Source organism: Vitreoscilla stercoraria DSM 513 (assembly GCF_000382305.1).
Lineage (GTDB): Bacteria > Pseudomonadota > Gammaproteobacteria > Burkholderiales > Neisseriaceae > Vitreoscilla > Vitreoscilla stercoraria.
In genome coordinates, this window is sequence record NZ_KB908023.1 from 1 (window position 1) to 26,344 (window position 26,344).

A 26,344-nucleotide genomic window follows, 5' to 3' on the forward strand; every position below is an offset into this window, starting at 1 on the left:
GCAGTTTCTTGGGTGAATGTTGTTCCAGCAAAATCTGCAATTCGGTTTCAACCGCTTTGGCAATCAACTCCCTGGCTCCCTGACGCAGCAAATCGGTCAATGGGTCATTGAATGTTTGCTGTGGTTGTACGAATGCATTTGGGTTAAAATCAGTCATGGCGTATTCCTTTTGTTGGTTGAAATCTTGGCGGAAATCAATCAACAGGATACGCCTTCTTCATTTGTACGTCATACACCAGAAATGACTATAGCTCCATGGTTTTTAGCTACGCCTTGATGAACGATCGGTACTTGAGCCGTAATGTTTTCAATCATTAATGGTTGATTCATGACCAAACTCAAAAAATCTACCATACGATGGCAAACAACTTTCAAATCTTGTAATGGTCTTGCCGTTTCACTGTAGACATTCAAACGTACACTTTGTACGATTCTCGCCTCAAAATGATTAATAAAAGCTGGACAATAAAAAACCATTTCTAATACCAAACCATCACCCAACTCAAAGCGTTTAGTAGGCAATTTTTTATATGAAATAATGATTTCTTCATTATCCGACTGATTTGCTAATTGTCCTCTATCGAATCCTGATAATTCTACCCAATCATCCAAATTCTCTACCATAAAACGCATACTTTGAATGTGGATTGCCTCATCTTCATCAAATGACAAGCCACTTACAACCATTTGAGATGAAATCCAAATCGTATGAATACCTTTCATATTAATACTGGATTTAAATTGAGAACATTCGTCTAAAGTCACATAACCTTCATTAGCTACATGACCAATAATACGAATGCTGTTATTTGTGGTTTTAAACGATTGCAATGCATCAGGTAAATCAACAGTTAGTTCAAGTTCAATCACCCCACCATCAGAAATGGTTAAAATTCCCGGATATTTATTTTGCTCATCAGCGACTTTCCAAAAAAAGCCTTTCATCACTTTCTGCTCTCTAATACGCATATTTCTCCCTTGTTTTATCCAATATAGTTATTATTTTTTATAGTTGGAATATTAATATAAAAAAGCGTCCTGTAAACCTTACAGGACGCTTCATCTTACCTAAAACAATCAAATGATTTAAGCAACTTTGCTTTGAACCCAAGCCACAACGCCTGCCAATGCAGCAGGCAAAGCCGCCACATTAGAGCCGCCCGCTTGTGCCAAATCAGGGCGACCGCCGCCTTTACCGCCAACTTGCTCAGCAACGGTTTTCACCAAGTCGCCCGCTTTAACGGTTTTGCTCAAGGCTTTGGATACGCCTGCGCACAAGCTGATTTTGTCGTCGACAACGGAAGCGAGCAACACGACAATGTCGTCGCCTTTACCAGTCAAATCGGTGGTGATGTCACGAATGGCAGCAGCATCCACGCCGTCCATTTGTTTCACAATCACACGCGCATTACCAACCGCTTGTGCTTCATTCAACAAAGCAGCGCCTGCGTGAGCTGCCAATTTGCTGTTAGCGTCAGCCAAGGCTTTTTCCAATTGTTTGGTGTGCGCTTGGTTGGCGTGAACTTTGGCGATGATGTCGTCAGCGGTTTGTGCTTTGACTTCGGCCACCACGTTTTTCACCAATTGTTCTTGTTCTTGCGCCCAAGCCAAAGCGTTCAAACCTGTCACCGCTTCGACGCGGCGCACGCCTGCAGCAATGCCTTGCTCCATCACAATTTTGAACAAGCCAATGTCGCCTGTGCGTGACACATGCGTGCCGCCACACAATTCGGTAGAAAACTCGCCCATTTGCAATACACGCACTTCGTCGCCGTATTTCTCGCCAAACAAAGCCATCGCGCCCGCTTCAATCGCATCATCAAACGACATGTGCGCCGCTTTCACTTCCACGTTCGCCAAAATCGCTTGGTTCACCATCGCTTCCACTTGCGCGATTTCTTCGGCAGTGATGGCTTGTTGGTGTGAAATGTCAAAACGGGTGCGCTCAGCTGTTACCAACGAGCCTTTTTGCTCAACGTGTGTGCCCAAAACTTCACGCAACGCCGCGTGCATCAAATGCGTCGCTGAATGGTTACGCATGTTGGCGTTGCGAATGTCGCTGTCGATGGTTGCAGTCACGCTTTCGCCCACTTTAATCGAGCCTGCCGCCACTTTACCGTATTGACCAAACACCGCAGCTTTGATTTTTTGCGTATCCGACACTTCAAAGCGTCCTGAAACCGCTGCAATCACGCCTGTGTCACCAATTTGACCACCGCTTTCAGCATAGAAAGGCGTATTGTCCAACACCACAATGCCTTCTTCGCCTTCGTTCAATTCGTCCACAGACTCGTTGTCACGGAACAAAGCCAAGATGGTCGCTTGGGTTTCACGCTCGGTATAGCCTTCAAATTGGCTGTCTGCACCTTCGTAATCCAATTGTACGTTGGCTTTGAATGATTTGGCTGAACGAGCACGATTGCGCTGCGCTTCCATTTCACGGTTAAAGCCTTCTTCGTCCAATTCGATTTCACGCTCGCGACAAATATCAGCAGTCAAATCGTATGGAAAACCGTAAGTGTCGTAGAGTTTGAAAATCACTTCGCCTGCCAATACTTTTTGGTCACCTGCCAAAGCTTGTTCCAACAAGCCCATGCCAGTTTCCAAAGTTTGTGCAAAGCGGGTTTCTTCCAAACGCAATTGTTCGGTAATCAAAGCTTGGCGTTCGCGCAATTCAGGGTAAGCATCGCCCATGATATTCGCCAAATCTGCCACCAATTTGTGGAAAAATGGTTTGCTTTGACCCAATTTGTAACCATGACGCACAGCGCGGCGAATGATGCGGCGCAACACATAACCACGACCTTCATTTGACGGCAACACGCCATCGGCAATCAAGAATGAACACGCGCGAATGTGATCGGCAATCACTTTCAAGCTTGGTGTATCTTGGTTGTAAGGCACGCCTGTTTCACGAGCAGCGGCCTGTAACAAATCCACAAACAAGTCGATTTCGTAATTGGCATGTACGTGTTGCAATACGGCAGTGATGCGCTCCAAACCCATGCCTGTGTCTACAGATGGTTTTGGCAATGGGTGCATGGTGCCGCTTTCATCGCGGTTGAACTGCATGAACACGTTGTTCCAAATTTCAATGAAACGGTCGCCATCTTCTTCAGGACTTCCCGGAGGGCCTCCCCAAATGTCTGCGCCATGATCATAGAAAATTTCAGAGCAAGGACCACAAGGACCTGTGTCACCCATCGTCCAGAAATTGTCTGAGGCGTATTTTTCGCCTTTGTTGTCACCAATGCGGATGATTTTTTCCGCAGGCAAACCAATGTCGTTCAACCAAATATTGTAGGCTTCGTCGTCTTCTGCATACACCGTTGCCAACAATTTGTCTTTAGGCAGATTCAAGTATTCAGGTGAAGTCAAAAATTCCCATGCAAATTTAATCGCATCGTGTTTGAAATAATCACCAAAACTGAAGTTACCCATCATTTCAAAGAAAGTATGGTGACGTGCGGTATAGCCCACGTTTTCCAAGTCATTGTGTTTACCACCTGCACGCACACATTTTTGAGCTGTCGTGGCGCGGGTATAAGGGCGTTTGTCAAAGCCCAAAAACACATCTTTGAACTGGTTCATACCAGCGTTGGTGAACAATAAAGTCGCGTCGTTGTGTGGCACAAGCGAGCTAGAAGGGACAATTGCATGTCCTTTGCTCTCGAAAAACGAGAGAAATTTTTGGCGTATTTCGGCTGTTTTCATGCTGAATTCTTATGTTTATGAAAGTTAATCGACACTCATCGCCATCAGGCGAAACGCTTTCAATACTATCATATCTGTGCTTAAGATTAAGCAATGATTTAAGATTTTCTCTATCGGCAAAATAAAGCGTTTTCAAACGCACAAAAAATTACAGGACGCTTGATTTTAAGCGTCCTGTAAATGCATTCAAAAATAAATATGCGGCAGCAAATGTTTCACCGTGGTATCAATGACGATACCTAAGCTGAACATCATCATGACTTTGATGGAATAAAAGAAAAACTTTCTTGCCCATTGATCGTTGTCCTCTGCATCAAAACCTTGCCAACCAATGTATCCCCAACGCAAGCCATAATAGCCAAAAATAGCTAAAAAGACCCAACCTACTGTGCCATAAGCATACAAAGCCACACCACTTGCCATGTACAAAGCCCAATAAGCAATCATGGCTTTTTTGGTATGCCACACGCCTTTAACCAATGGCAACAAGGGAATTTGTGCGTTGGCATAATCTTGTTGGCGGAAAACCGCAATGGCATAAGAATGTGGAATTTGCCAAAAAGCAAACAGCATGAAAATGAAGAAAGCGTCGATGTTGAAGACACCACTGATGCTGCAATAACCCATCACAGGCGGACATGCCCCTGAGAAACTGCCCAAAGTGGTTTGATGAATGGAGCGGCGTTTCAAAAGCATGGTGTAAATCAATACATACACCACAAATCCAAAAATACCGACCAATAAAGTCACGACATTCATGGCTGCCAAAATGCCCATGGCAGCAAAAAACAATGCCAAAGCAATGCCCATCACCTGCCATTTGGGTACAGATTCTTGCACCAACAAGCGGTTTTGGGTTCGCGACATCAATCCATCAATGTCACGTTCATAATAATTGTTGAACACACATGCTGAGCCTACCAAACAGAAGGTGGCCAACATCACCCAAAGCAATGTTGGCCAATCTTTCCAACTTGGTTCAGCCAGTAAGAAGCCACCCAACACAGGAATCATGTTACCAAACACGATTCCTGGTTTGATTAAGCCCCAATAGCGCTTAAACGTCGTTGTTTGCACAGCTCTTACATCATGAAAGAATGCAATTCAGACAAAATCCAAACCGAGCCAACGAACAAAATGGCGATGGTCAAGAAAGTGTACCAAAAAGAGGCAATGTGCCATCTTTGAGCGTCTTCTCGTTTCATGTGTAAGAAGAACACCAACTGCACCCAAACCTGAGCAAACATGGTAATCACCAAAGTCGCTACGGTAATGCCTTTAGGCATGCCACCCATCACCATACCGAATGGAATCACGGTCAAGATGATAGAGATGATAAAGCCCACAACATATTGTTTGACTGAGCCGGCATCATGATTGTTATGTGAACTCATTGAATGGCTCCCAATAAGTAAACTTCAGTGTAAACACACACCCAAACGATGTCCAAAAAGTGCCAGAAAATACTCAACATCATCAAACGACGGTTCACCGCTGGATTATCCAAGCCAAACTTGCCCACTTGTACAATCAACACCGCCAACCAAATCAAACCTGAAGTCACGTGCAAGCCGTGAGTACCTACCAAGCTGAAATATGAAGTCAAGAAAGCACTGCTTTGTGGCGTATGACCAGCATGAATCAAATGAGAGAACTCATACACTTCCATGCCGATGAAGATGGCACCCAAAACAAAGGTTGCAATCAACCAAAATTGCAATTTCGCCACATTCTTTTGTGCTTGGGCAAAATGCGCCATGCCAAAAGTAAAGCTACTGGCTAACAATACGATGGTTTCAACAAACACAAAACCCAAAGTATCTTTGAAAATTTCGTATTCAGTCGCACCACCGGCTGAATGTTCACGCAACACTTGAAAGCCAATGAACAAGGTACAGAACAAAATCAAGTCGGTCATGATGTAAATCCAAAAGCCCAAAGAGGCATTGGCATTTACCACCGCATCATGATCGTGATGGTCATCGTGGTGATGAGCATCATTTACATTAGTAGTTGTTGTCATAATTAACCTCGAGATTCTTGGTATTCACGAACACGTTTTAACTGTGCTTCTTCTGTCTTTTTAACAGTGTCCACATCAACATAGTAGTCGTGTTTGGTGTTGAATGAAGAGATGATGAAAGCGCCGATGGTCGCAATCAAACTCACTGCTACCAACCACCAGATATGCCATACAAACGCGAAACCAAATACAGTCAACAAGCCAGCCATCACCACACCAACAGTACGGTTTTTCGGCATGTGGATTTCTTCGTATTTCACATTGCTTGGATACGCTTTACCGTGTTCTTTGTCATACCAGAATTGATCAATGTCGTTGATTTCTGGCAATTTAGCAAAGTTGTAGAATGGAGGCGGTGAAGAAGTTGCCCAATCCAAAGTACGACCTCCCCATGGATCACCAGTCACATCAGCATTGCTCTTATCGGTCAAGTACACTTTGATAGACCACAAGATGTTCAACACAGTCAAACCAATACCGATGGCAATCACAACAGCACCAACAAACGCAATGTGTAAGTAAATCGCCCATTCAGGATGATCTAAGCCGATTGTATTCATACGGCGAGTCATACCCATGAAGCCCAAGATGTACAACGGAACGAATGCCAACCAGAAGCCCCAGAACCAACACCAGAAAGAAGCGCGGCCCAAACGGTCATTCAACTTGAAGCCAAACATTTTTGGCCACCAGAACGTCAAACCAGCCATCAAACCAAATACCACACCACCGATAATGGTGTTATGGAAGTGAGCTACTAAGAACAAAGAGTTGTGTACTACAAAGTCAGCAGGCGGAATAGACAACAATACGCCCGTCATACCACCAACAGTAAATGTTACCAAGAAACCCACTGCCCACAACATTGGCACTTCAAAGCGAATTTTGCCTTTGTACATGGTGAAGATCCAGTTAAAGATTTTCACACCAGTAGGAATGGCAATGACCATGGTCATGATACCAAAGAATGCATTCACGCTAGGACCTGCGCCCATGGTGAAGAAGTGATGCACCCATACAATCATCGACAATACTGCAATCGCGCCAGAAGCATAAACCATGCCTCTGTAACCGAACAAACGCTTGCCTGAGAAAGTAGATACCACTTCAGAGAAAATACCAAATGCTGGCAATACCAAGATGTAAACCTCAGGATGACCCCAAGTCCAAATCAAGTTCACATACAACATTGGGCTACCACCCAAGTCATTAGTGAAGAAATGGAAGTCCATCACACGGTCCACAGTCAACATAGCCAAAGTCGCAGTCAACACAGGGAAAGTTGCCAAAATCATCATGGCAGCCACCAAAGTGGTCCAAGTGAAGATAGGCATTTGCATCAAAGACATGCTAGGTGTACGCATGCGCAAGATGGTTACAACCATGTTCACACCAGTCAACAAGGTACCCAAACCTGACAATTGCAATGCCCAGATATAGTAATCCACACCCACGCCAGGACTGTAATCAATACCTGACAATGGTGGATAAGCCAACCAACCTACAGCTGCAAACTCACCGATGACCAAAGATGCCATCACCAAAATGACGCCAGACACGAATAGCCAAAAACTGAAATTGTTCAGCAATGGGTAAGCTACGTCACGTGCACCAATTTGCAAAGGTACCACCACGTTCATCAAACCCACAACCAAGCCCATCGCCACGAAGAAAATCATGATGACGCCATGGGCAGTAAAGATTTGGTCGTAATGTTCAGGTGTTAAATAGCCTGGTCCACCGCTGGCAGCCATAGACAATTGCAAACGCATCATAAATGCATCGGCAAAACCACGCACCAACATCACCAAAGAAACGATGATGTACATGATGCCCAAACGTTTGTGGTCAACCGATGTGAACCACTCGCTCCACAAATAGCCCCACTTTTTAAAGTAAGTCAGAGCTCCTACTACGGCGATACCGCCCAGTGCCATCGCGATCATCGTCACAATGACGATAGGATCTCCGGGGATGGCACTCCAATCGAGTTTACCTAACATAGATTAATTTCCTCCTGCAGCAGATGCAGCAACTGGCGCACTGGTGGCAACCGGCTCACTGCTACTGTTAACAGATTGACTCAAATGTTTTGAACGCATGTATTGGTCAACAATGTTTTGGAACAGATTGTTTTCCACAGTACCGAAGTATTGCACTGGCTCTGGTTTAGGAGACTCAGTACGTTTTACATGTGGCACACCAACAGTGGTTTGACGCACAGGTTCTTGCAAAGACTTGAATTTTTGCATAGTCAAAGTGTTTTGAGACGCTTTAACTTGTTTAATCCAATTCTCATATTCAGCACCACTTACAGCATGGGCTTTGAATTTCATTTTAGAGAAACCGTGACCACTGTAGTTAGCTGATGTGCCTTCATAGACACCTTGCTCATTCGCGATCAAATGCAATTGGGTTTTCATACCCGCCATTGCATACACTTGACCACCCAATTGAGGGATGAAGAATGAGTTCATTGAAAAATCAGATGTGATGACAAAATTCACAGGCTGATTATCAGGGAAATAGATTTCATTTACGGTTGCAATGTTTTCATTTGGATATACAAATACCCATTGATAAGGCGCTGCAATCGCTTGAATCTGAATGTGCTCTTTATCAGAATCCAATGGACGGTATGGATCCAATTTGTGAGTGGCACGCCATGAAATGACTGCCATAATCAAAATAATGATACACGGTACAGCCCAAACCCACATTTCAATCTTGTGAGAATAGTCCCAATTTGGTGCGTACTCTTTTTCTACTGCCTTGTTGTTATGGCGATACTTCCATGCAAACCACAATGACATCGCGATGGCGGGAATCACCACCAACAACATCATCACAATTTGGATGTAGATCAAATTACGCTGTTCGATACCAACCTGTCCTTTGGAATCGATCAGCACATACCCCTCACCACAACCAGCAAGCAATGCCGCCAACGTGATAAAAGATAAGACCTGAATCATCTGCTTCATGAGCGTGACCTCAAATAATCTTTGATTTTTACAAAAGCACTAAAACCTCACCATGTCCACTTACTGAAATTTACCGTTTTTACGACAATAAACCCAAATAAATCAACATCATGAGGTCAAATGCAGCCAAGTTATTAACTTATAACTCCGTAATTCTATCAGGAAGTTAACGAAATTTCATGGTTTAAACCCATAAGCAGTTGCTCAATTTGACTCTAATTTGATTTTGGTTAAGTAAAAAACGGAACTATTTTACTTAAGGCACTTATATCAATCGCAATAAAATCAACCACACCATGCTGATAAAAAATGGCTATACACCCTGTTTACAAAAACTAACACCCTGAATATTTAAATGTAAATTATTTTTCGAGCCTTAACTTTAACGATATCAGCCCATGCCATCAAAAATCTGTGGCTAAATGCCGCTTCATAATTCTTCAATGTTACAATACCCTTTGTTTTTTTGACGAAATACCCACAATGCTCAGTTACCGCCACGCCTTTCACGCCGGCAATCATGCCGACATGCTCAAACACTTGGTTTTGTATTTGGTGATGCAATATTACAATCGCAAAGACAAAGCTTATACCTATGTCGATACCCATTCTGGCGCAGGCTTGTATGATTTACAGGACGCTTATGCGCAAAAAATTGGTGAATACAAACAAGGCTGGGCTTTGCTGCAACAAGCTCAAAACCTCCCTCCCCTCTTGGGTGATTTTGTGAGTCATGTCAATTCGATTTTAGAAAGTGACCAGCATTATTGCGGTTCACCTTGGCTCGCAGCTTCGATGCTGCGCGAACACGACAAAGCCAAGCTGTATGAATTGCATCCCAGTGATTTTGATATTTTGCGCCACAATATCGGCACTTTGCATCGTGGTCGTCAAATCCAATTGAGCAAAGACAATGGTTATCAAGGTTTGATTGCCACCATGCCACCAGCGAGCCGTCGTGGCGTGGTGCTGATTGACCCACCGTATGAAACCGCACAAGACTATCGTGATGTCATCAGCACTTTACAGGACGCTCAAAAACGCTTTGCCACAGGTACGTATTTATTGTGGTATCCCTTACTCAGTCGTGAAGCCAGCCAAAAATTGGTTAAACAATTGCCTGCCTTAAGCCCAAACAATTATTTGCAAGCACATTTGTCTGTGCATGCGCCACGTGCGGATGGTTTTGGCATGTTTGGCAGCGGTATGTTTGTCATCAACCCGCCATTTATGTTGGTCGAACAATTACAGGACGCTTTGCCTGTATTGACCCAAATTTTGGCACAAGACAACAGCGCCAACTTCACGCTGGAACACAAAATTGCCTAAGACAAATAGATTAAAAACATGGGCGATATGACGCAGCTGTACTAAAATAGCGCCCTGTAATATCGTTTCTTCAGATTCAGCAAACAAGGACAGAACCACCATGGCACAAAACTTACGTGCATTTTTACAAGAACACGCCAGCGCCCACCAAATTGACGCCGCTTTGATTGATGTGATGAACACGGTTGCGGACACCTGTGTGGCCATCAGCAGCAAAGTCCGTTTGGGTGATTTGGCTGGCATCATCGGCGAAGCAGGCAGCGGCAATGTACAAGGCGAAGACCAAAAAAAATTGGACGTGATTGCCAACAATATGTTGGTAGAGGCTTTACAGGGCAATAAGCATGTAGCGGGTTTGGCCTCTGAAGAAGAAGACAACTTTGTAGCGGGCAATGTCGATGGCAAATATTTGGTGTTGTTCGACCCATTAGACGGCTCATCTAACATTGATGTGAATATTTCAATTGGTACGATTTTTTCCATTTTACCACACGAAGGCACATTGGAATTGGACAGCTTTTTACAAGCAGGTAACCAACAAGTGGCCAGCGGTTATGCTTTGTATGGCCCTCAAACTTTGTTCGTTTTGACTTTGCGCCATGGTGTATTTGTATTCACATTGAACGATGCCAACGAATTTGTGTTGACGCGCGATACTTGCCAAATCAGCCCAAGCACCAAAGAATTTGCCATCAATATGTCTAACCAACGCCATTGGCAATCGGCGATGCAAACGTATGTCGCAGAATTGTTAGAAGGCAAAACGGGCAAACGTGGCAAAGATTACAATATGCGCTGGGTTGCATCGATGGTTGCCGAAGTACACCGCATTTTGATGCGCAGCGGTGTGTTCATGTATCCCAAAGACAGCCGTGACCCAAGCAAAGCAGGCAAATTGCGTTTGATGTACGAAGCCAATCCAATGAGTTTGTTGGTAGTACAAGCAGGCGGTGCTTCAACCAATGCCCACGAAAATATTTTGGACATCCAACCACAAGGCTTACACCAACGCGTATCTGTGGTTTTAGGCAGCACAGATGAAGTGTCGTATGTCACCGAAAAACATGTCAGCAGCAATATGCAAGCTTAATACAAGGAAAACGTGATGATGAAAAAAAGTCTGTTTGCAAGTTTGTTACTGAGCGTGGCCATGAGCAGTTTTGCCGCCACACCTGTGCGCATTGAAACTTCAGTGGGCAATATTGATTTGGTGTTAGATGAGAAAAAAGCACCGACGACTGTGAAAAACTTTGTCAGCTATGCCAACAAAGGTTTTTACAACGGCACCATTTTTCACCGTGTGATTGATGGCTTCATGATTCAAGGCGGTGGTTTTACCTCAGACATGGCACAAAAACCAACAGACAAACCCATTAACAATGAAGCCAGCAATGGTTTGAAAAACAACTCATACACCATCGCCATGGCTCGTACCCAAGCGCCACACTCGGCTACCAGCCAATTTTTCATCAACACCAAAAACAACGATGCCTTGAATTACCGTGGTCCAACACCATCTGGTGCTGGCTATGCGGTGTTTGGTTACGTCAGCAATGATGCCAGTAAAAAAGTGGTCGACCAAATTTCTAAAACCAAAACTTCCCGCAAAAATGGTCACAGCGATGTGCCTGTTACCCCTATTGTGATTAGAAAAGTCACAGTTTTAAAAACCCAATAATCCTTGAAAGAAGACGATTATGATTAAATTCCATACCAACTTCGGCGTGATCGCCATCGAATTGGACCATGAAAAAGCCCCTGTCACTGCAGCCAACTTTGAACAATATGTTAAAGATGGTTTTTACGATGGCGTGATTTTCCACCGTGTCATCAAAGGTTTCATGATTCAAGGCGGCGGCATGGATGCTGACATGAATGAAAAAGCCACTCGTGCAACCATCGAAAACGAAGCAGCAAATGGTTTGACTAACGACAAATATACCATTGCTATGGCTCGTACTTCTGCGCCTCACTCAGCATCCGCTCAATTTTTCATCAACACAGCTAACAACAGCTTCTTGAACTTCAAAGCTCCAAATCCACAAGGTTTCGGCTATGCGGTATTCGGTAAAGTGGTTGAAGGTTTTGATGTAGTTGACCAAATCGAATTGGTGAAAACAGGCAACAAAGGCTACCACCAAGATGTGCCTAAAGAAGCGGTAGTGATTACCAAAGCGGAAATTGTGTAACTGCACACAACCCACACTGAATGGCTTGAATACAAACTGTTGTTGATAAAAAGGACTATTGCATGGAATATACTTTGATTGAAGTACAAAAACAATTGACCGATTTGATTGCACAAAAACGCAGTTTTGTCGTGACCAGCTTGAGCGGTGACATGCTCGACACCAGCAAATTGCTGGAGTCAGCCATCGAAGCGCAAGGTTTGCGTTGCCGTGTTTACACACGCAACCGCATTGCAGCAGCAGGAGCCAGCATTTTAGTCGGTGCAGGTGCGCTTTCTTTTGCTGGCATCGCTGCACACAATTTGCTGACGCTCAATCCCGATTATGAAATCGGGCGCGACATCGTCAACAACAAAATTTATGTAGATTACAAGAAATAAACCATTCATACCTAAAAGCGTCCTGTAAATGCTTACAGGACGCTTTTTTTAATCCATCTCAATCAGGAATGACAAATTGAGTCGTGTGTATCATGCCCATTTTGCCGCAATAATCTGTGTAATACCATTCTCCATTCGAATCTTCCATCCCACTAGAACCAAACAAGCGAATGTGCCCTTCCTTGCGTACCACACACTGAATTTTGCCATTCGGTGACGCACGAATATTGGTAGGCGGCGTATGTACCCAACCCATCAATCCCACTTTGTCTGGATTTTCCACACCGCGCGGCTGTGCTTGAACCGACGGTATCGCAGCGACCGATAATACAGACCAAACCACCATCCATTTCCATTTTTGCATTGTATTCTCCTCAAATTCAATCATATCCATTGCTCAGCCAAGCATCTCAATCCCTGTTTGCATTTGGTTCACAAACAGACCCCACACTGTTGAATGACTGCTTCATACAACCAAGTGCACATTAACCATTTATGTTTCCCCTTGCCAACCACATTTTTTCATGGTGCAAAATTCGCACCTATCGGTATAAGCCCGTATAATTTGTGCCATATTGTTTACAGGACGCTTTGCTACCATGAGCCCCAAATTAGATTTACACCACATTCAAGCTTTTGCATTCGATTTAGACGGCACTTTGGTCGATTCTATTAAAGATTTGGCCATTTCTGCCAACGCCATGCGCGAGGCTTTGGGCATGGAACACTTGCCTTTGGAAACTTTAAAAAGCTTTGTCGGCGATGGTATGGGTCGTTTGGTACACCGCGCCTTGACCAATGACCACGAGGCTTTGGCAGAAGGCCATTTGTGGCAACAAGGTTTTGCTTTGTTTGCCAAGCATTATTACGAACACATTGCCGACTACAGCAGCCCTTATGCAGGTGTGGTAGATGGTGTGACTTTATTGCGTTCTCAAAATCTACCTGTGGTCGTTGTTACCAACAAAGCCGAGCGTTTTGCAGTCAAATTATTGGCAGATTTGGGCTTATTGGATGAATTCAGTTTGGTCATCGGTGGTGACACTTTGTCTGAGAAAAAACCATCGGCTTTGCCTTTGCAACATGTTGCCGAAGTTTTAAATGTCGATGCGAATAAAATTGCCATGATTGGCGATTCACACAATGACATTTTGTCTGCGCGCGCTGCGGGTGCTATGGCCATTGGTGTCGATTATGGTTATGAAGACATGAATCTATTGGCACAAGACCCACAAACCCGTGCAGATGTGGTCATTCATTCGATTGTGCAATTGTACGACGCCGTGCGCCAAGACGATCCGCAACGATGAAACCAGAAAAAACCCTGCGTTTTCGCGCTTTTGAGCTACTCAGTCGAGGCGAATACAGCCGCTTGCAACTGCGGCAAAAATTGTCCAAATATTGTGAAGATGTACAAGAAATCGACACATTACTAGACCATTTAGAAGCAGCTGGTTGGCAATCAGACCAACGCTTTGCCGAAACGCTGATACACAGCAAAAGCAGGCGTTTGGGCAATCGGCGTTTGCAACAAGAATTGCAACAAAAAGGGGTAGATGCTGATTTGTTTCAGGACGCTTTGCCATCCAAATCAGCACAAATTGAAACCGCTTTAGAAGTCGTGTCTAAGAAATTCAAGGTTTATGACAGCGAAGCCACGATGAAGCTCAAATACATGCATTTTTTGGCTTATCGTGGTTTTGATATGGATGTCATCCATTCGGCATTGCGCTTGTGGCAAGAAACAGACGAGCAAACCGATTAAGGCATGAATTTGGCTAAATTGTCCATGCCATGTAAAAATAATTTTATCCCTTCTTTGCATGGCACTGCATTACCAAGATTGCCTTTTAAAGCAGCACCAAAATTGCCTTCATACACTTTGGTGCCTTGATGGGTCAATTTGCTCAAAGCATCAATGTAAATTTTTTCACCCATGCCTTCCCACAAACGACAAAATCCGTAATCCTCTGACAAATAACGTTTGGTTTCAGGATCTACCATGACATCAAAAAACCGATAATGCAGACCTGTGTTTTCAAAACCAATGCTGTCTGACTGATACTGTAATTCTGGATAATGCTGCATCATGCGCTCAAATACTTGTCGCTTAATCACCATAAAACCAGTTGGCGCTTCACTCATGGCAATAAAACCATCGTCTTGTACATGCAAATGAAATTCCGTTGCATCAGACTCACAACGCGCATTAACCGTATAACGCTGATACAAAGCTTGGTAAGCTTCTTTGGTCATACCTGTCGGGAAGCCCTCTTTAGGCCAAAACTCCGCTTTCAATGGATAGACACCTGCGGCAATGTCATAATCTGCCGCCAACAAACGCAAAGCTGCCTCAGGGCTAAAACCAATGTCAGAATCAATCCAAAACAAATGCGTCCACTCAGGATTGGACAAAAACTGTGCCACACAATTATTACGCGCACGAGTCACCAAGCTTTCACCTTGTTGCAATAAAAATTGCATTGGCATACCAATACTCATGGCAGTATTTTGTAAATTCAATATCGATAAAACATAATTGTAAAAAAACTTGCCATCATGGCTAGGGGTCACAATCAACGGATAACATTTTCTTAATTGTTCAACATTCAACATATCTATTCCCTTGTATTTTTAGTGGCGTTTTGAATCAAAAAATATTATGAATTGCCTTTAAAACTGTCCGCTCGTGCCAAACTCCACATGCGTGCATAAAATGGGCTTTTAGATCTCCCGTTCAATAATTCACCATCACGCATAAAATAATGCATCTGACGGTAACTTTTAATCTCTATTTCAGACACCCTCGCCACCAAATGCTCCGCTTTGATTTGACTAGGATGCTCCAAACCAGAAGCAGCAATCATATCAGCCAAGGCTTTTAAGGTATTGTGTTGAAAATGGTAAACCCGTGATGATTTGTCTTCCACGACCAAGGCTTTTTGTCTGTCTTCGTCTTGCGTCGCCACACCTGTCGGGCAACGATTGGTATGACAACTTTGTGATTGTATGCATCCCAAAGCAAACATAAACCCACGCGCAGAATTGACCCAATCGGCTCCTACTGCCAAAGTCCGCGCAATTTCAAATGCCGAAACAATTTTACCGCTGGCACCAATTTTAATATGCTCACGCAAACCCGCACCCACCAAAGTATTGTGTACAAACAGCAGACCTTCGCGCAAAGGTGTGCCCAAATAATCTGTGAACTCAATCGGCGCCGCACCCGTACCGCCTTCAGAGCCATCCACGACAATAAAATCAGGATAAATTTTTGTTTCCAACATGGCTTTGACCATGCTCATAAATTCCCATGGCTGCCCGATACACAATTTAAAGCCAACGGGCTTGCCACCAGATAGCTCACGCAATTGAGCAATAAAACGCATCATCTCCAGAGGCGTCCTGAAAGCTGAATGAGAGGCAGGCGAAACACAATCTCTATCTTGCGGTACGCCACGCACTTGTGAAATCAATGGTGTGATTTTTTCTTTGGGTAAAATCCCACCGTGACCTGGTTTAGCACCTTGGCTCATTTTGATTTCAATCATTTTGACGCTGGGTAAAGCTGCTTGTTTGGCAAAACGCTCAGGATCAAATTGTCCTTTTTCATCGCGACAACCAAAATAACCACTGCCCAATTCCCACACCAAATCGCCACCTGCTTCCAAATGATAAGGACTGATGCTGCCCTCGCCCGTATCATGGTAAAAATGCCCACGCGCGGCCCCTGCATTCAAAGCTCGAATGGCATTGGCACTGAGGCTGCCAAAACTCATGGCTGAAATATTGAAAATAGAAGCAGAATACGGCTGTTGACATTGTTCATTGCCAATTTGAATCCGAAAATCATCCACATTGGCATGTTTGGCAGGCACGACCGAATGCAACATAAATTCATAGCCTGTTTGATAGACATCGATAATTGTGCCAAAAGGCTTATCAGCACTCACAGACTTGGCCCGTTGGTATACCAACGAGCGTTGTGCACGGGTAAACGGCAAAGCCTCGTTGTCTGCTTCAATCAGATATTGGCGAATTTCAGGACGGATGGCTTCAAATATCCAACGAAAATGACCAATGACTGGATAATTGCGCCAAATGCTGTGTTTTTTTTGCTGTACATCATAAAACCCAAGCAGCATAGCCAAACAAGCGATGACAAACACCACGTTTTGTGTGCCTGTACTGAAAAAAAAGCCCAATAAATGGTCGCTAAACAAATGACATACAACAATCAACATGCTCAATACCCAAACCCCATAACGTATAGAGTAAGAGCTAGGAAAGCGGTTAAGCCAACGGCTGTGTTGTTTGGGTGTAGATGATGCACTCATAATAAAACTCCTTACCCCCACCCAAATATTGATTTCATCACCAGCATCGCAAGCAATGCTACAAAATCATAACTGCCAATCAATAACTGACTGCTGATTTTGCTCTAAATAAGCATTTGCTTGTGAAAAATGGCGACAACCAAAGAAACCTCGGTGGGCTGATAATGGTGATGGATGAACAGCATTCAAGACCAAATGACGCGAGCGGTCTATCATGGCACCTTTTTTTGTGCATGCGCACCCCACAATAAAAATACCACATGCTCTTTTTCATGATTCAACACATCGATAATCTTATCGGTAAATCGTTCCCAACCCCATTTAGCATGTGAACCTGCTTTACCTGCTTCCACGGTCAAAACCGTATTGAGCAATAATACCCCTTGTTGCGCCCACGCATCCAATTGCCCGTACATCGGAATTTGAAAACCCTCAATGTCTGTCATCAATTCTTTGTAAATATTACGCAATGATGGCGGGATAGCAACACCTTCTGGTACAGAAAATGCCAAACCATGCGCTTGATGCGGACCGTGATAAGGATCTTGTCCCAAAATCACCACTTTGACCGTGTGTAAAGGTGTCACATCTAAAGCATAAAAAACTTCATTGGCAGGCGGATACACTGCTAACCCTTGGGCACGCGCGGCAGCCACTTGGCTTTGTAATTGTACAAAATATGCTTGTTGCTGTTCCAATTCTAATGCTGTTGCCCAAGTCAACCCACTTGTATCCATCGCTTTTTTACTCAATTTCATTACAATAACGTCATTTTACCGCAGCCATATTGAACTTGTATGCTTATTACATTCTCGTAAGAACATCCTTCAAGCGGTTTGTACAGGACGGTTTTTTATGAATATCACCACATTACCGGCATTTGAATTGACCGGCTTGCACATCCATACCACTTGGCACAATAACCAAGCCAAGAATGATTTGGCCAAATTATGGCGGCGTTTTTATTTGGAAGACGTACCTGAGCAACTGGATTTCAGCCTCAACGATGATGTGTTTTTGATTTACACCGATTACCATCCAAACAGCGAAAAAGGTTTTAGTGTCTGGTTAGGCATGCAAACCGATACAGAAGCGCCCTTGCCTAGCGGTTTTCGCCGCTTGAAAATTCCTGAGCTAACCTATTGCCAATTTGAAGCCACTTCGGAATTGGTTGAAGATGTCAAACAACTTTGGAACGACATCCACGCTCAAGAAGCCGCTTTACAACGCAATTACCGTTTTGACTTAGAAATCTATCCTGATGGTGAAAATGCTCAGATTTTGGTATCGACCAATCAGTAAATCACAGCAAACTGATGCAATCGGTGTGGGTCATTGGAGCAATTGAGGTACAATTGCGGCTGTTAAAACCAATGGGATGGATGAATGATGTTGCCACTGCATGTACCGGTCATCATTGTGGGCGCAGGCCCTGTCGGCATGTTGCTCAGCTTGCAATTACAGCAACAAGGGCAACAAATCTTATTATTAGAAGCTCGTCCTAAAGCCGTCCCACCTCAAGACAAACGCACACTGGCACTGTCGTACAATAGCGTGATGGCATTTCAAGATGCAGGCGTCAATTTGACCAACACTGCCATGACTGCCATTTCTCAAGTGCATATCTCGCAACAAAATGCTTATGGTCGCACCTTATTAAGCCATACGGATTTGAATCTGCCATTTATGGGTCAAGTCATAGACTATGCACAATTAATGCGTGCAAGCATGCAGGCATTGGATGCACAAAATGTCCCTAGCCATTGGGGCATGGCCGTCAGCAACGTCCAAACCTTGTCTTCTTGGGCACAAGTGACTTTAGCCGATGGCACGCAAATCACTTGTGATTGGTTGATTTTGGCAGAAGGTGGCGAATTGACTGCCCAAATTCCTCATCTGAACCCAACCCAATACAATTACCACCAGCACGCTTACATCACCACAGCTTATTTTGACCAAGCACAAAATGGGGTGGCATATGAGCGTTTTGCCCAAGCGGGTCCATTTGCCTTATTGCCTTATGGTGAACATTACCGCTTGATTTGGACACGCACTCCTAGCGAAGCACAGCGTTTGGCACACTTACCTTTTGCCGATTTCAAACAAGAATTTGACAGCGCATTTGGTACTCGTGCAGGCGAATTATTAGCGGTCGACGAAGCGATTCAATTTCCATTGGCATTAAAACAATTGCAATCGGTGACTTCAGGACGCGTGATTTGCATCGGCAATGCTGCACAAACCATGCACCCTGTTGCCGCACAAGGTTTGAATTTGGGCGTACGCGATGCCCAAGCTTTAGCACAGGCTTTCCAAAACACCACCCAAATGAAAAATGGGCAACTGGGACAAACCTATGCCCGCAGCCGTCGCTTGGACGCCAAAACCATCGTCGGTTTCACCCATTCTTTGGTCACCGTTTTTGACCAACCACATGCTTTCTTGCAAGTCGGTCGTGGCGCAATCATGAGCGTATTGAACACGTCTTTACCATTGCGACAAAAATTCTCTGAACACCTGATTTTTGGTTTATAAGGCGTCCTGTAAATATGAATACACAGTATTTTGATGGTTTGATTGTGGGTGGCGGCTTGGTTGGTGCAGCCATGGCTTTGTCTTTGGCAGAACAAGGCAAGCACATTGCATTGCTAGAACCTTCCCCGCCATCATTGGATTTGCAATCCACCGACAAGCATTGGGATGCACGCATTTACGCCATCAGTCCCAGCAACGAAGCTTTTTTACGCTCATTGCAAGCATGGCCTGAAGCCCAACGCACTCAAAGCGTCCTGAAAATGGATGTCCAAGGTGATGCAGGTGGGCGCATTGAATTTGATGCCCAAGCCATACACACACCACACCTGACTTCGATTGTAGAAAACCGATGGTTGCTACAAGCTTTGTGGCAACGCTTGCATGCTTATTGCAATGTCACCATTTTTGCTCATACTGCCACCACCTTAACACAAGAAATCGACGCCATCAGTTTGCATTTGGACAATGGTGATATTTTGTCTGCGCCGTTATTAATGGCTGCCGATGGTGCCAATTCTTGGGTGCGCTCGCAAACCGATATTCACACCGATTCCAAGCCTTATCACCATCATGGCATCGTCGCCAATTATCAAGTGCAAAAGCCGCACGGTGCCACAGCAAGACAATGGTTTAAAGATGGTGATGTTTTAGCCTATTTGCCGCTGCCTGAACAACAAATTTCCATCGTCTGGTCTAGCCACCAAGCCCAAGCGTTAATGGCTTTAAGCGATGCAGAATTTGCCGAACAAGTTGCCGCTCAAGGCGAACACAGCTTGGGCAAACTCACGCCTATTGGCAAACGCTTTGCGTTTGAACTGATTTTACGCCGCCCTGCCAATATGTATGCGCCACGCATTGCCTTATTAGGCGATGCCGCCCACACCATTCATCCATTGGCAGGTCAAGGTGTGAATCTGGGCTTTGGTGATGTACAAGCCTTAAGCCAATTGTTACGCCTTGCCAAAGATTGGGGCAGCCTCAAAACCTTGCGCAGCTACGAAGCGCAACGCTTGCATGCAGTGCGCAGCATGCAAATGGGTTGCGATGGCTTATTCCACTTGTTCAAGCCCCAAAACACCCCTTTAAGTTGGGTACGCAATAGCGGCCTGAATATGGTGAATCAATTAAGCGGCCTGAAAAACCATTTGATACGCCAAGCCATGGGTTTATAACATTCCGCCTTAACCCACAGTGGCGCCACAGACAGTTTTCTTGTTTCTTGCGCCGCTTTGCCCTACACTTGAATAACGTTACACTCTCATATTGACTCACCATGACAGACCAAATCAACCATTGGGGCGGTAAACGCCAAGGTGCTGGCCGCAAATGCCAGCCCGAAACCTTGGCCACTGTGGTCAAACGCGTCCCTAAAGCATTGGTGCCGATGCTAGACAATGCCATTGCACAACTCAAACGCCAACAACGCCTTGCTTGCCAACAAGATACCGTCTTGCCTGAACAAATTTTCAAACTTTTGCCGAGCAATTTATTGCAGCAAACAGCAGCCAATATTCCTTTAGCCACCGAAAAAATCCCCGCAGGCATCCCCTCACCGATTGAAACCCATGTTGAAGAATATGTGGATTTAAACCGCTATTTGGTTGAGCATCCCGAACACACTTTCATGGTGCGTGCAGGTGGTGATTCGATGCAAGATGCTGGCATAGACAAAGAAGATTTACTCATCATAGACCGCTCTTTGACACCGCGCCACCGTGATATTGTCATGGCCGATACGGGCAACGACTTCACCATCAAACGCTTGCATTTACATGCTGCACACTTTGAATTACATCCTGAAAACGCACAAGCGCGCTATTCAATACTCAAACCCCAAGCACACGATCAATGGCAAATCGTCGGTGTGGTCACCTCCATCATCAAAACGCTACGATAAAAAGTTTAGCCCAATATGAATCACCGCTGTCACCACAGCGGTTTTTTCATGCTCATAAAAAACCACAGCTGCGGCACAATTACACCAGCTCATTTTACAAATCCAAACGACTTTTGTTAAACTTGATTTAAGTTACACATTTCAAAAAGGCGGTTGTATGTTACCTAAATCAGCCCAAAACCACGCACCTATGTTTTATCAAAGCGCCAAAACATTGCCCAAACACATCAGCTTGCCGAAAAAAGCCCAAAAATGGCTGTATACAAAACGCATCCACTATTTGCAACAACGCATTGATGCGATACAAGACGCTTTGCGCTATGAGCTCAAGCAAAATTATCCTGTTCACGAGCAACAATTGCTCATTGCCCGTGCCACACACATGCGCTTGAGCCTCGCCCACAAACAACAACGCTTGCTACAAAAATTGTGATATTTATCATTGCTTCAAGCCATGTGTCATCCTCATTCAGCGTCCTGTAAACCTTACAGGACGCTTATACGCTCAAAATACATATGAATGGCTTAATATGCCATCCTATTTGATTGTGTCACAACCAATAACAAACAACTTTGTTGAGATGTATTGTTCGCTTTAAATTTTTCTTTTTTATTGCCAGAAAATGTGTCAGTAATCTTATATCGCATCCACACCAAACAATACATCTAAGTATTCCAATTTGGCCCGATGACTTTCATATTGATGGTGAGTTGTATCGAATGGAGATTTGCCTAATGTTCCCAAGTTTGACATGTTACGAGCGTGAATTCGGTCAATATTTCAATTGCCATAGATTTGATTGCTTGAATGCATCTAGCATAGGCAAAGTCGATAATGTCGCCTAGACACAGATTTTTCAAAACAGATACACTTTAATATTGCTTCACTGTAACACAGATTGATTGCATCGCTTAAGCAGCGATGTTTTGTGAGATTAGTCTGAATATCGAAGAATTTACTTTGGATGGGTCTGATTCGCCTACAATGATTTTTCAGCGATGACCAATTAAATAGGCATAAAAATAGCCGCTTAAGCGGCTTTTTTATGTATTAAAGTGGTGCCCGGAGCCGGAATCGAACCGGCACGACCTGTTTAGGGTCGACGGATTTTAAGTCCGTTGTGTCTACCTATTTCACCACCCGGGCATACTTTAAAACTTGAAACTGGAGGCGGGGGCGCGGATTTAAACCGGCCTGCACAGCTTTGCAAACTGTGGCATAGTCACTCTGCCACCCCGCCATGATATATGATTTCAATGAATATTCAACATCAAAATCAGTTTGCTAAACTGGAGGCGGAAGCCGGAATCGAACCGGCGTCTACGGCTTTGCAGGCCGCTGCATAACCACTTTGCTATCCCGCCATTTAAACTGCTATTTAATCGAAGTGGTTAACTCGATCAAACTTTGAAACTGGAGCGGGAAACGAGGTTCGAACTCGCGACCTATACCTTGGCAAGGTATCGCTCTACCAACTGAGCTATTCCCGCAGAAATCTGCTTGTTCAAAAGTTTAGTGGAGCGGGAAACGAGGTTCGAACTCGCGACCTATACCTTGGCAAGGTATCGCTCTACCAACTGAGCTATTCCCGCAGAAATCTGCTTGTTCAAAAGTTTAGTGGAGCGGGAAACGAGGTTCGAACTCGCGACCTATACCTTGGCAAGGTATCGCTCTACCAACTGAGCTATTCCCGCACTGAAACTTCTGAAACTTTTAAATTGTAATTTGGAGCGGGAAACGAGGTTCGAACTCGCGACCTATACCTTGGCAAGGTATCGCTCTACCAACTGAGCTATTCCCGCCTCTCTGTCTTGCTAATCACTTCATCGCTGAAGAGATGTGCATTATAAGGCATCTATAATTTATGTCAACACCCTTTTTCAATAAAAATCACTCTTTGTAATCAGCAAAAGCGACCTTTAAATAGTAACACATTGACCAAACAGTTAAAATCACTGCAGCAGCCATTAAAATATTACCAAAAAAAATCAAATTCATTCCAAAAAAATCTTCAGAACCCACCAAAAGCATCACAATCGCTGCCATTTGCGCCGCTGTTTTAAACTTACCAATCTGTGCCACAGCAACATTATTGCGTCGACCCAATTGCGCCATCCATTCTCTTAGCGCAGAGATAGTGATTTCTCGGCCAATGATAATCATCGCAAAAAAAGCATAAGTGCGGTCGAGGCTCACCAACAAAATCAATGCCACAGCCACCATCAATTTGTCTGCCACAGGATCTAAAAAAGCACCGAAACTAGAGGTTTGATTCCATTTACGCGCCAAATAACCATCTAACCAATCGGTCACTGCTGCCACAGTAAAAATAATCGCAGCCCACCAATTGACCGACTCTTCACTGAGCCAGCTATCAGGCAAATAAAATAAAACCGTAAATACCGGTATCAGCCACACACGCAGCCACGTCAATAAAATAGGGATGTTCCACTTCATAACAAAATCACGATCAAGATGAATGTAAGGTGTCGTATATTATTTGCGCCAATTGGGCACTGATGCCATCAACTTGCGCAATATCGTCTTTACTTGCCGCCATCATACCTCTTAAACCACCAAAACGGGTGAGCAAATTCTTGCGTCTCTTCGGTCCGATACCAGGAATATCAAGTAAATTAGACTGTAATCGTGTCTTAGCACGTTTATTGCGGTGCCCTGTAATGGCAAATCGATGTGCTTCATCCCGAATGGTTTGCAACAAATGCAACGCAGGATGTTGCGCAGGCAAGCTAAAAACTTCGTTGGTTTGCGCCAAAATCAGCTCTTCTAAACCTGCTTTGCGCTCAGGTCCTTTGGCAATGCCGACAATCATCACATTTAAATCCAACTCTTGCCATACCTGCATTGCCATCGCAACTTGACCTTTGCCACCATCAATCAACACCACATCAGGCCAAACCACAGTTTCACCATTACTTGCCGCTTCTTTCAGGCCGCCATAGCGGCGCAATAAGACTTCTTTCATCGCAGCGTAATCATCACCTGCCGCCGTCGTTTGAATATTAAAGCGGCGGTATTGCGAAGGCTGCATGGCGCCATCGTCATACACCACGCAAGAGGCCACCGTCGCCTCACCTTGAGTATGGCTGATATCAAAACATTCCAAACGTTGTATGTCTTGCCTATTTAACACACTCGCCAATGCATCCAAACGCATCAATTGGGTATTTTTTTGTTGTAGCTTTTGGGTAATCGCAATGCGCGCATTTTGCTGCGCCATTTCTAACCACACTTTACGTTGACCTGTGGTTTGAGTAATAAAAACCACATTCTGCGAAGATTCTTGATTCAAAGCGGCCTGTAAATCTGGTGCGATGACAAAATCACTGAGAATGATTTTAGGTTTGTCTTTGCCTAAATAATGTTGCGCGACGAAACTTTGCGCACTGTCTTCCAAACTTTGCCAAGAGGCATCAAATTGTTCTGGAAAGAAATGACGATCTCCCACCAAACGCCCACCACGCACACTACTCCAATGCACACACAACAAACCTTGCTCTAATACGGCTGACAAAATATCAATGTCTTGAATTTTTTGTCCCGCTTGCATATCAACATATTGTTGTGATTGCAAAGTGCCCAACGCCACAATTTGGTCACGCAATACCGCCGCTTTTTCAAACTCAAACTCTTCCGCAGCTTGCTGCATTTTTTCTTGTAATTGCAACAACAATTGGTCGGTTTTGCCTTGTAAAAATTGAATGGCTTGCTGCACCACTTCTTGATACCTACTTGCCTCAATCAAACCCACGCAAGGCGCGCTGCATCTTTTGATTTGATGTAACAAACAAGGTCGTTGGCGATTGGCAAAAACGCTGTCCTCACAAGTACGCAATTGAAACACTTTTTGCAACACTTCCATACTTTGTCGCACTGCTTGGCCATTAGGATAAGGACCAAAAAAATGTTTGCGTCCGATGACACTGCCACGGTGATAAACCATGCGTGCAAATTCATGCTCACTCAAAATCAAATAAGGATAGGTTTTGTCATCACGAAACAAGATATTGTATTTGGGCGACAGCGCTTTGATGAAGTTGTTTTCCAATACCAAAGCTTCGGCTTCAGAGCGCGTCACTGTGATTTCAATATGTGCCACTTGCTTAAGCATCAATTGAATTCGTGGCGACAAATCGGTTTTTTGAAAATAACTGCCCACCCTTTTTTTCAAATTAACCGCTTTGCCCACATAAAGGACTTGCCCGGCGGCATCAAACATACGATACACACCGGGCAATTGTGGCAAGCTGCTGACAAATATTGCAATATCAAAAGACATATGCCCAACAGCCCATCAAATTAATTACAGAATTTTTGGATGTCAGCTTGATAGCCTGCTACCAAAGCTTCGCGATTGTTCACACGACTACTGGTTTGCACGTTTTGCAAATTCATTTTTGCACTGGTGCAGTTTTGAGAACGCATTTGCTTATTTTGTTCTTCTACTTTTTTATTTTCTTCTTCTTGACGCTTGTTTTCAAGTGCCACTTTGGCATTGAGCGCTGCTTGTTGGTCAGCCAAACTCGCATCACTGCCTACTGGTGCCGTGGTACCAATTTGTCCGCCAGCAGGGCTGCCTGAAACACCTGAATCGACTTTGTTCACTGTCTGTGAGCGCACATTCATGGTACTGATATTGTGGGTCGTCAAGTTGCGCGGTGTGTCTGAATACACAGCATTACCACTTTGCCCTTTCCACGTAAAAACAGTCGACGCAGATGCCATACCGATAGCACCCATCAAAGCGATTGTTAAAATGCTTTTTACTGACTTTTTCATGTCACCCGTTCCCTTTGACGATTATTATGTATTGATTGATGTCTATTTTAGCCTCAAAGCACAATAGATGTCATGGGTATGTCACGCTACACTTTGAAAAGCTTAACGCCAAGGCACAAATTTGATACAATTTCGCTTTGTGACCACGAAAGAAG

The 26,344-nt window shown here is 44.3% G+C and carries 25 protein-coding genes, 7 tRNA genes and 2 pseudogenes; 12 read left to right on the top strand and 22 right to left on the bottom strand.

Going from position 1 to position 26,344, the window contains the following annotated elements; genetic code table 11:
• From H150_RS13805 to cyoA, 8 genes and pseudogenes are all read right to left on the bottom strand, one after another.
• A pseudogene (locus tag H150_RS13805) lies at positions 1 to 157 on the bottom strand (IS256 family transposase); the annotation flags it as partial.
• Positions 158 to 228: 71 nt separating this feature from the next.
• A complete protein-coding gene (locus H150_RS0105280; protein WP_155970430.1) occupies positions 229 to 969 on the bottom strand; it encodes an ApeA N-terminal domain 1-containing protein in 741 nt (246 codons plus the stop codon).
• Positions 970 to 1,086: 117 nt separating this feature from the next.
• Positions 1,087 to 3,714 (bottom strand): alanine--tRNA ligase, encoded by a 2,628-nt coding sequence (gene alaS, locus H150_RS0105285; protein WP_019958015.1) that lies wholly within the window; start codon positions 3,712 to 3,714, stop codon positions 1,087 to 1,089.
• Positions 3,715 to 3,900: 186 nt separating this feature from the next.
• Positions 3,901 to 4,791, bottom strand: coding sequence for a heme o synthase (cyoE, locus tag H150_RS0105290; protein WP_026353498.1), 891 nt, complete (start codon positions 4,789 to 4,791; stop codon positions 3,901 to 3,903).
• A 5-nt stretch (positions 4,792 to 4,796) separates the two neighbouring features.
• Positions 4,797 to 5,108 (bottom strand): cytochrome o ubiquinol oxidase subunit IV, encoded by a 312-nt coding sequence (cyoD, locus tag H150_RS0105295; protein WP_019958017.1) that lies wholly within the window; start codon positions 5,106 to 5,108, stop codon positions 4,797 to 4,799.
• Positions 5,105 to 5,737 carry a cytochrome o ubiquinol oxidase subunit III gene (cyoC, locus tag H150_RS0105300; RefSeq protein WP_019958018.1) on the bottom strand — a complete coding sequence of 211 codons (633 nt, stop codon included), beginning with the start codon at positions 5,735 to 5,737 and terminating at the stop codon, positions 5,105 to 5,107. Before cyoC ends, cyoD begins: the two co-directional genes overlap by 4 nt.
• Positions 5,738 to 5,739: 2 nt before the next feature.
• Positions 5,740 to 7,740, bottom strand: coding sequence for a cytochrome o ubiquinol oxidase subunit I (cyoB, locus tag H150_RS0105305; protein WP_019958019.1), 2,001 nt, complete (start codon positions 7,738 to 7,740; stop codon positions 5,740 to 5,742).
• Between the two features lie 3 nt (positions 7,741 to 7,743).
• Positions 7,744 to 8,721 (bottom strand): ubiquinol oxidase subunit II, encoded by a 978-nt coding sequence (gene cyoA, locus H150_RS0105310; protein ID WP_040755708.1) that lies wholly within the window; start codon positions 8,719 to 8,721, stop codon positions 7,744 to 7,746.
• A 483-nt stretch (positions 8,722 to 9,204) separates the two neighbouring features.
• On the opposite strand from cyoA, the gene H150_RS0105315 reads away from it, so the two are divergent.
• The 5 genes from H150_RS0105315 to H150_RS0105335 all read left to right on the top strand — a co-directional run bounded on the left by H150_RS0105315 (position 9,205) and on the right by H150_RS0105335 (position 12,619).
• The gene (locus H150_RS0105315) at positions 9,205 to 10,050 is read left to right on the top strand and encodes a 23S rRNA (adenine(2030)-N(6))-methyltransferase RlmJ (RefSeq protein ID WP_019958021.1); all 846 of its coding nucleotides are present in this window, start codon (positions 9,205 to 9,207) and stop codon (positions 10,048 to 10,050) included.
• A 100-nt stretch (positions 10,051 to 10,150) separates the two neighbouring features.
• Positions 10,151 to 11,140, top strand: coding sequence for a class 1 fructose-bisphosphatase (locus H150_RS0105320; protein ID WP_019958022.1), 990 nt, complete (start codon positions 10,151 to 10,153; stop codon positions 11,138 to 11,140).
• An 18-nt stretch (positions 11,141 to 11,158) separates the two neighbouring features.
• Positions 11,159 to 11,728, top strand: coding sequence for a peptidylprolyl isomerase (locus H150_RS0105325; protein ID WP_026353499.1), 570 nt, complete (start codon positions 11,159 to 11,161; stop codon positions 11,726 to 11,728).
• A gap of 19 nt (positions 11,729 to 11,747) precedes the next feature.
• Positions 11,748 to 12,239, top strand: a complete 492-nt coding sequence (locus tag H150_RS0105330) for a peptidylprolyl isomerase (protein WP_019958024.1) — start codon at positions 11,748 to 11,750, stop codon at positions 12,237 to 12,239.
• A gap of 62 nt (positions 12,240 to 12,301) precedes the next feature.
• Positions 12,302 to 12,619 carry a hypothetical protein gene (locus tag H150_RS0105335; RefSeq protein ID WP_019958025.1) on the top strand — a complete coding sequence of 106 codons (318 nt, stop codon included), beginning with the start codon at positions 12,302 to 12,304 and terminating at the stop codon, positions 12,617 to 12,619.
• Positions 12,620 to 12,677: 58 nt separating this feature from the next.
• Here the strand turns inward: H150_RS0105335 and H150_RS14740 are convergent, their stop codons facing one another.
• Entirely contained in the window at positions 12,678 to 12,983 is a 306-nt protein-coding gene (locus H150_RS14740; RefSeq protein ID WP_019958026.1) for a hypothetical protein, read from the bottom strand.
• A 235-nt stretch (positions 12,984 to 13,218) separates the two neighbouring features.
• Here H150_RS14740 and H150_RS0105345 point away from each other — a divergent pair, with 235 nt between their 5' ends.
• A complete protein-coding gene (locus H150_RS0105345; protein ID WP_019958027.1) occupies positions 13,219 to 13,929 on the top strand; it encodes a phosphoglycolate phosphatase in 711 nt (236 codons plus the stop codon).
• Positions 13,926 to 14,384: a recombination regulator RecX gene (gene recX / locus H150_RS0105350; protein WP_019958028.1), complete on the top strand. Its 459-nt coding sequence runs from the start codon at positions 13,926 to 13,928 to the stop codon at positions 14,382 to 14,384. The genes H150_RS0105345 and recX overlap by 4 nt, the downstream gene beginning before the upstream one ends.
• Here the strand turns inward: recX and H150_RS0105355 are convergent.
• The 3 genes and pseudogenes from H150_RS0105355 to ung all read right to left on the bottom strand — a co-directional run bounded on the left by H150_RS0105355 (position 14,381) and on the right by ung (position 17,693).
• Complete coding sequence (locus tag H150_RS0105355) at positions 14,381 to 15,235, bottom strand: hypothetical protein (protein WP_019958029.1); 855 nt, start codon at positions 15,233 to 15,235, stop codon at positions 14,381 to 14,383. The genes recX and H150_RS0105355 overlap by 4 nt on opposite strands.
• A gap of 44 nt (positions 15,236 to 15,279) precedes the next feature.
• On the bottom strand, positions 15,280 to 16,956 hold the full coding sequence (locus H150_RS0105360) for an FMN-binding glutamate synthase family protein (protein ID WP_019958030.1): 1,677 nt from the start codon (positions 16,954 to 16,956) through the stop codon (positions 15,280 to 15,282).
• 66 nt (positions 16,957 to 17,022) lie between these two features.
• Positions 17,023 to 17,693 (bottom strand): annotated as a pseudogene (ung, locus tag H150_RS13815) (uracil-DNA glycosylase).
• Between the two features lie 118 nt (positions 17,694 to 17,811).
• On the opposite strand from ung, the gene H150_RS0105370 reads away from it, so the two are divergent.
• The 5 genes from H150_RS0105370 to H150_RS0105395 all read left to right on the top strand — a co-directional run bounded on the left by H150_RS0105370 (position 17,812) and on the right by H150_RS0105395 (position 21,821).
• Positions 17,812 to 18,258 (top strand): GyrI-like domain-containing protein, encoded by a 447-nt coding sequence (locus H150_RS0105370; RefSeq protein ID WP_019958033.1) that lies wholly within the window; start codon positions 17,812 to 17,814, stop codon positions 18,256 to 18,258.
• Between the two features lie 87 nt (positions 18,259 to 18,345).
• Positions 18,346 to 19,491 (top strand): FAD-dependent monooxygenase, encoded by a 1,146-nt coding sequence (locus H150_RS0105375; RefSeq protein WP_019958034.1) that lies wholly within the window; start codon positions 18,346 to 18,348, stop codon positions 19,489 to 19,491.
• A gap of 14 nt (positions 19,492 to 19,505) precedes the next feature.
• Positions 19,506 to 20,663 carry an FAD-dependent monooxygenase gene (locus H150_RS0105380; protein ID WP_019958035.1) on the top strand — a complete coding sequence of 386 codons (1,158 nt, stop codon included), beginning with the start codon at positions 19,506 to 19,508 and terminating at the stop codon, positions 20,661 to 20,663.
• A gap of 101 nt (positions 20,664 to 20,764) precedes the next feature.
• On the top strand, positions 20,765 to 21,388 hold the full coding sequence (locus tag H150_RS0105385; protein WP_019958036.1) for a LexA family protein: 624 nt from the start codon (positions 20,765 to 20,767) through the stop codon (positions 21,386 to 21,388).
• 157 nt (positions 21,389 to 21,545) lie between these two features.
• Positions 21,546 to 21,821: a hypothetical protein gene (locus H150_RS0105395; protein WP_019958038.1), complete on the top strand. Its 276-nt coding sequence runs from the start codon at positions 21,546 to 21,548 to the stop codon at positions 21,819 to 21,821.
• 624 nt (positions 21,822 to 22,445) lie between these two features.
• On the opposite strand, the gene H150_RS0105405 is transcribed toward H150_RS0105395, so the two are convergent.
• The 10 genes from H150_RS0105405 to H150_RS0105445 form a co-directional block, all read right to left on the bottom strand.
• A tRNA-Leu gene (locus H150_RS0105405) sits at positions 22,446 to 22,535 on the bottom strand.
• A 19-nt stretch (positions 22,536 to 22,554) separates the two neighbouring features.
• Positions 22,555 to 22,629: transfer RNA gene (locus tag H150_RS15095), tRNA-Cys, on the bottom strand.
• A gap of 50 nt (positions 22,630 to 22,679) precedes the next feature.
• Positions 22,680 to 22,753, bottom strand: a tRNA-Cys gene (locus H150_RS0105410).
• A 50-nt stretch (positions 22,754 to 22,803) separates the two neighbouring features.
• A tRNA-Gly gene (locus tag H150_RS0105415) sits at positions 22,804 to 22,879 on the bottom strand.
• Positions 22,880 to 22,905: 26 nt separating this feature from the next.
• Positions 22,906 to 22,981 (bottom strand) — tRNA-Gly (locus H150_RS0105420).
• Between the two features lie 26 nt (positions 22,982 to 23,007).
• Positions 23,008 to 23,083: transfer RNA gene (locus H150_RS0105425), tRNA-Gly, on the bottom strand.
• A gap of 32 nt (positions 23,084 to 23,115) precedes the next feature.
• A tRNA-Gly gene (locus tag H150_RS0105430) sits at positions 23,116 to 23,191 on the bottom strand.
• An 88-nt stretch (positions 23,192 to 23,279) separates the two neighbouring features.
• The gene (gene pgsA, locus H150_RS0105435; protein ID WP_026353501.1) at positions 23,280 to 23,846 is read right to left on the bottom strand and encodes a CDP-diacylglycerol--glycerol-3-phosphate 3-phosphatidyltransferase; all 567 of its coding nucleotides are present in this window, start codon (positions 23,844 to 23,846) and stop codon (positions 23,280 to 23,282) included.
• Between the two features lie 13 nt (positions 23,847 to 23,859).
• Positions 23,860 to 25,689: an excinuclease ABC subunit UvrC gene (uvrC, locus tag H150_RS0105440; protein ID WP_019958041.1), complete on the bottom strand. Its 1,830-nt coding sequence runs from the start codon at positions 25,687 to 25,689 to the stop codon at positions 23,860 to 23,862.
• 20 nt (positions 25,690 to 25,709) lie between these two features.
• A complete protein-coding gene (locus tag H150_RS0105445) occupies positions 25,710 to 26,189 on the bottom strand; it encodes a DUF4124 domain-containing protein (protein ID WP_019958042.1) in 480 nt (159 codons plus the stop codon).
• Positions 26,190 to 26,344: the final 155 nt, after the last annotated feature.

Coding starts and splice junctions, on each gene's coding strand:
- alaS (WP_019958015.1), bottom strand. CDS start 3,714: ATGAAAACAGCCGAAATACGCCAAAAATTTCTCTCGTTTTTCGAGAGC.
- H150_RS14740 (WP_019958026.1), bottom strand. CDS start 12,983: ATGCAAAAATGGAAATGGATGGTGGTTTGGTCTGTATTATCGGTCGCT.
- H150_RS0105355 (WP_019958029.1), bottom strand. CDS start 15,235: ATGTTGAATGTTGAACAATTAAGAAAATGTTATCCGTTGATTGTGACC.
- uvrC (WP_019958041.1), bottom strand. CDS start 25,689: ATGTCTTTTGATATTGCAATATTTGTCAGCAGCTTGCCACAATTGCCC.
- H150_RS0105330 (WP_019958024.1), top strand. CDS start 11,748: ATGATTAAATTCCATACCAACTTCGGCGTGATCGCCATCGAATTGGAC.
- H150_RS0105380 (WP_019958035.1), top strand. CDS start 19,506: ATGAATACACAGTATTTTGATGGTTTGATTGTGGGTGGCGGCTTGGTT.
- cyoA (WP_040755708.1), bottom strand. CDS start 8,721: ATGAAGCAGATGATTCAGGTCTTATCTTTTATCACGTTGGCGGCATTG.
- cyoC (WP_019958018.1), bottom strand. CDS start 5,737: ATGACAACAACTACTAATGTAAATGATGCTCATCACCACGATGACCAT.
- H150_RS0105280 (WP_155970430.1), bottom strand. CDS start 969: ATGCGTATTAGAGAGCAGAAAGTGATGAAAGGCTTTTTTTGGAAAGTC.
- cyoD (WP_019958017.1), bottom strand. CDS start 5,108: ATGAGTTCACATAACAATCATGATGCCGGCTCAGTCAAACAATATGTT.
- H150_RS0105375 (WP_019958034.1), top strand. CDS start 18,346: ATGTTGCCACTGCATGTACCGGTCATCATTGTGGGCGCAGGCCCTGTC.
- H150_RS0105445 (WP_019958042.1), bottom strand. CDS start 26,189: ATGAAAAAGTCAGTAAAAAGCATTTTAACAATCGCTTTGATGGGTGCT.
- H150_RS0105385 (WP_019958036.1), top strand. CDS start 20,765: ATGACAGACCAAATCAACCATTGGGGCGGTAAACGCCAAGGTGCTGGC.
- H150_RS0105335 (WP_019958025.1), top strand. CDS start 12,302: ATGGAATATACTTTGATTGAAGTACAAAAACAATTGACCGATTTGATT.
- H150_RS0105395 (WP_019958038.1), top strand. CDS start 21,546: ATGTTACCTAAATCAGCCCAAAACCACGCACCTATGTTTTATCAAAGC.
- recX (WP_019958028.1), top strand. CDS start 13,926: ATGAAACCAGAAAAAACCCTGCGTTTTCGCGCTTTTGAGCTACTCAGT.
- H150_RS0105345 (WP_019958027.1), top strand. CDS start 13,219: ATGAGCCCCAAATTAGATTTACACCACATTCAAGCTTTTGCATTCGAT.
- H150_RS0105370 (WP_019958033.1), top strand. CDS start 17,812: ATGAATATCACCACATTACCGGCATTTGAATTGACCGGCTTGCACATC.
- cyoB (WP_019958019.1), bottom strand. CDS start 7,740: ATGTTAGGTAAACTCGATTGGAGTGCCATCCCCGGAGATCCTATCGTC.
- H150_RS0105320 (WP_019958022.1), top strand. CDS start 10,151: ATGGCACAAAACTTACGTGCATTTTTACAAGAACACGCCAGCGCCCAC.
- H150_RS0105315 (WP_019958021.1), top strand. CDS start 9,205: ATGCTCAGTTACCGCCACGCCTTTCACGCCGGCAATCATGCCGACATG.
- H150_RS0105325 (WP_026353499.1), top strand. CDS start 11,159: ATGAAAAAAAGTCTGTTTGCAAGTTTGTTACTGAGCGTGGCCATGAGC.
- H150_RS0105360 (WP_019958030.1), bottom strand. CDS start 16,956: ATGAGTGCATCATCTACACCCAAACAACACAGCCGTTGGCTTAACCGC.
- pgsA (WP_026353501.1), bottom strand. CDS start 23,846: ATGAAGTGGAACATCCCTATTTTATTGACGTGGCTGCGTGTGTGGCTG.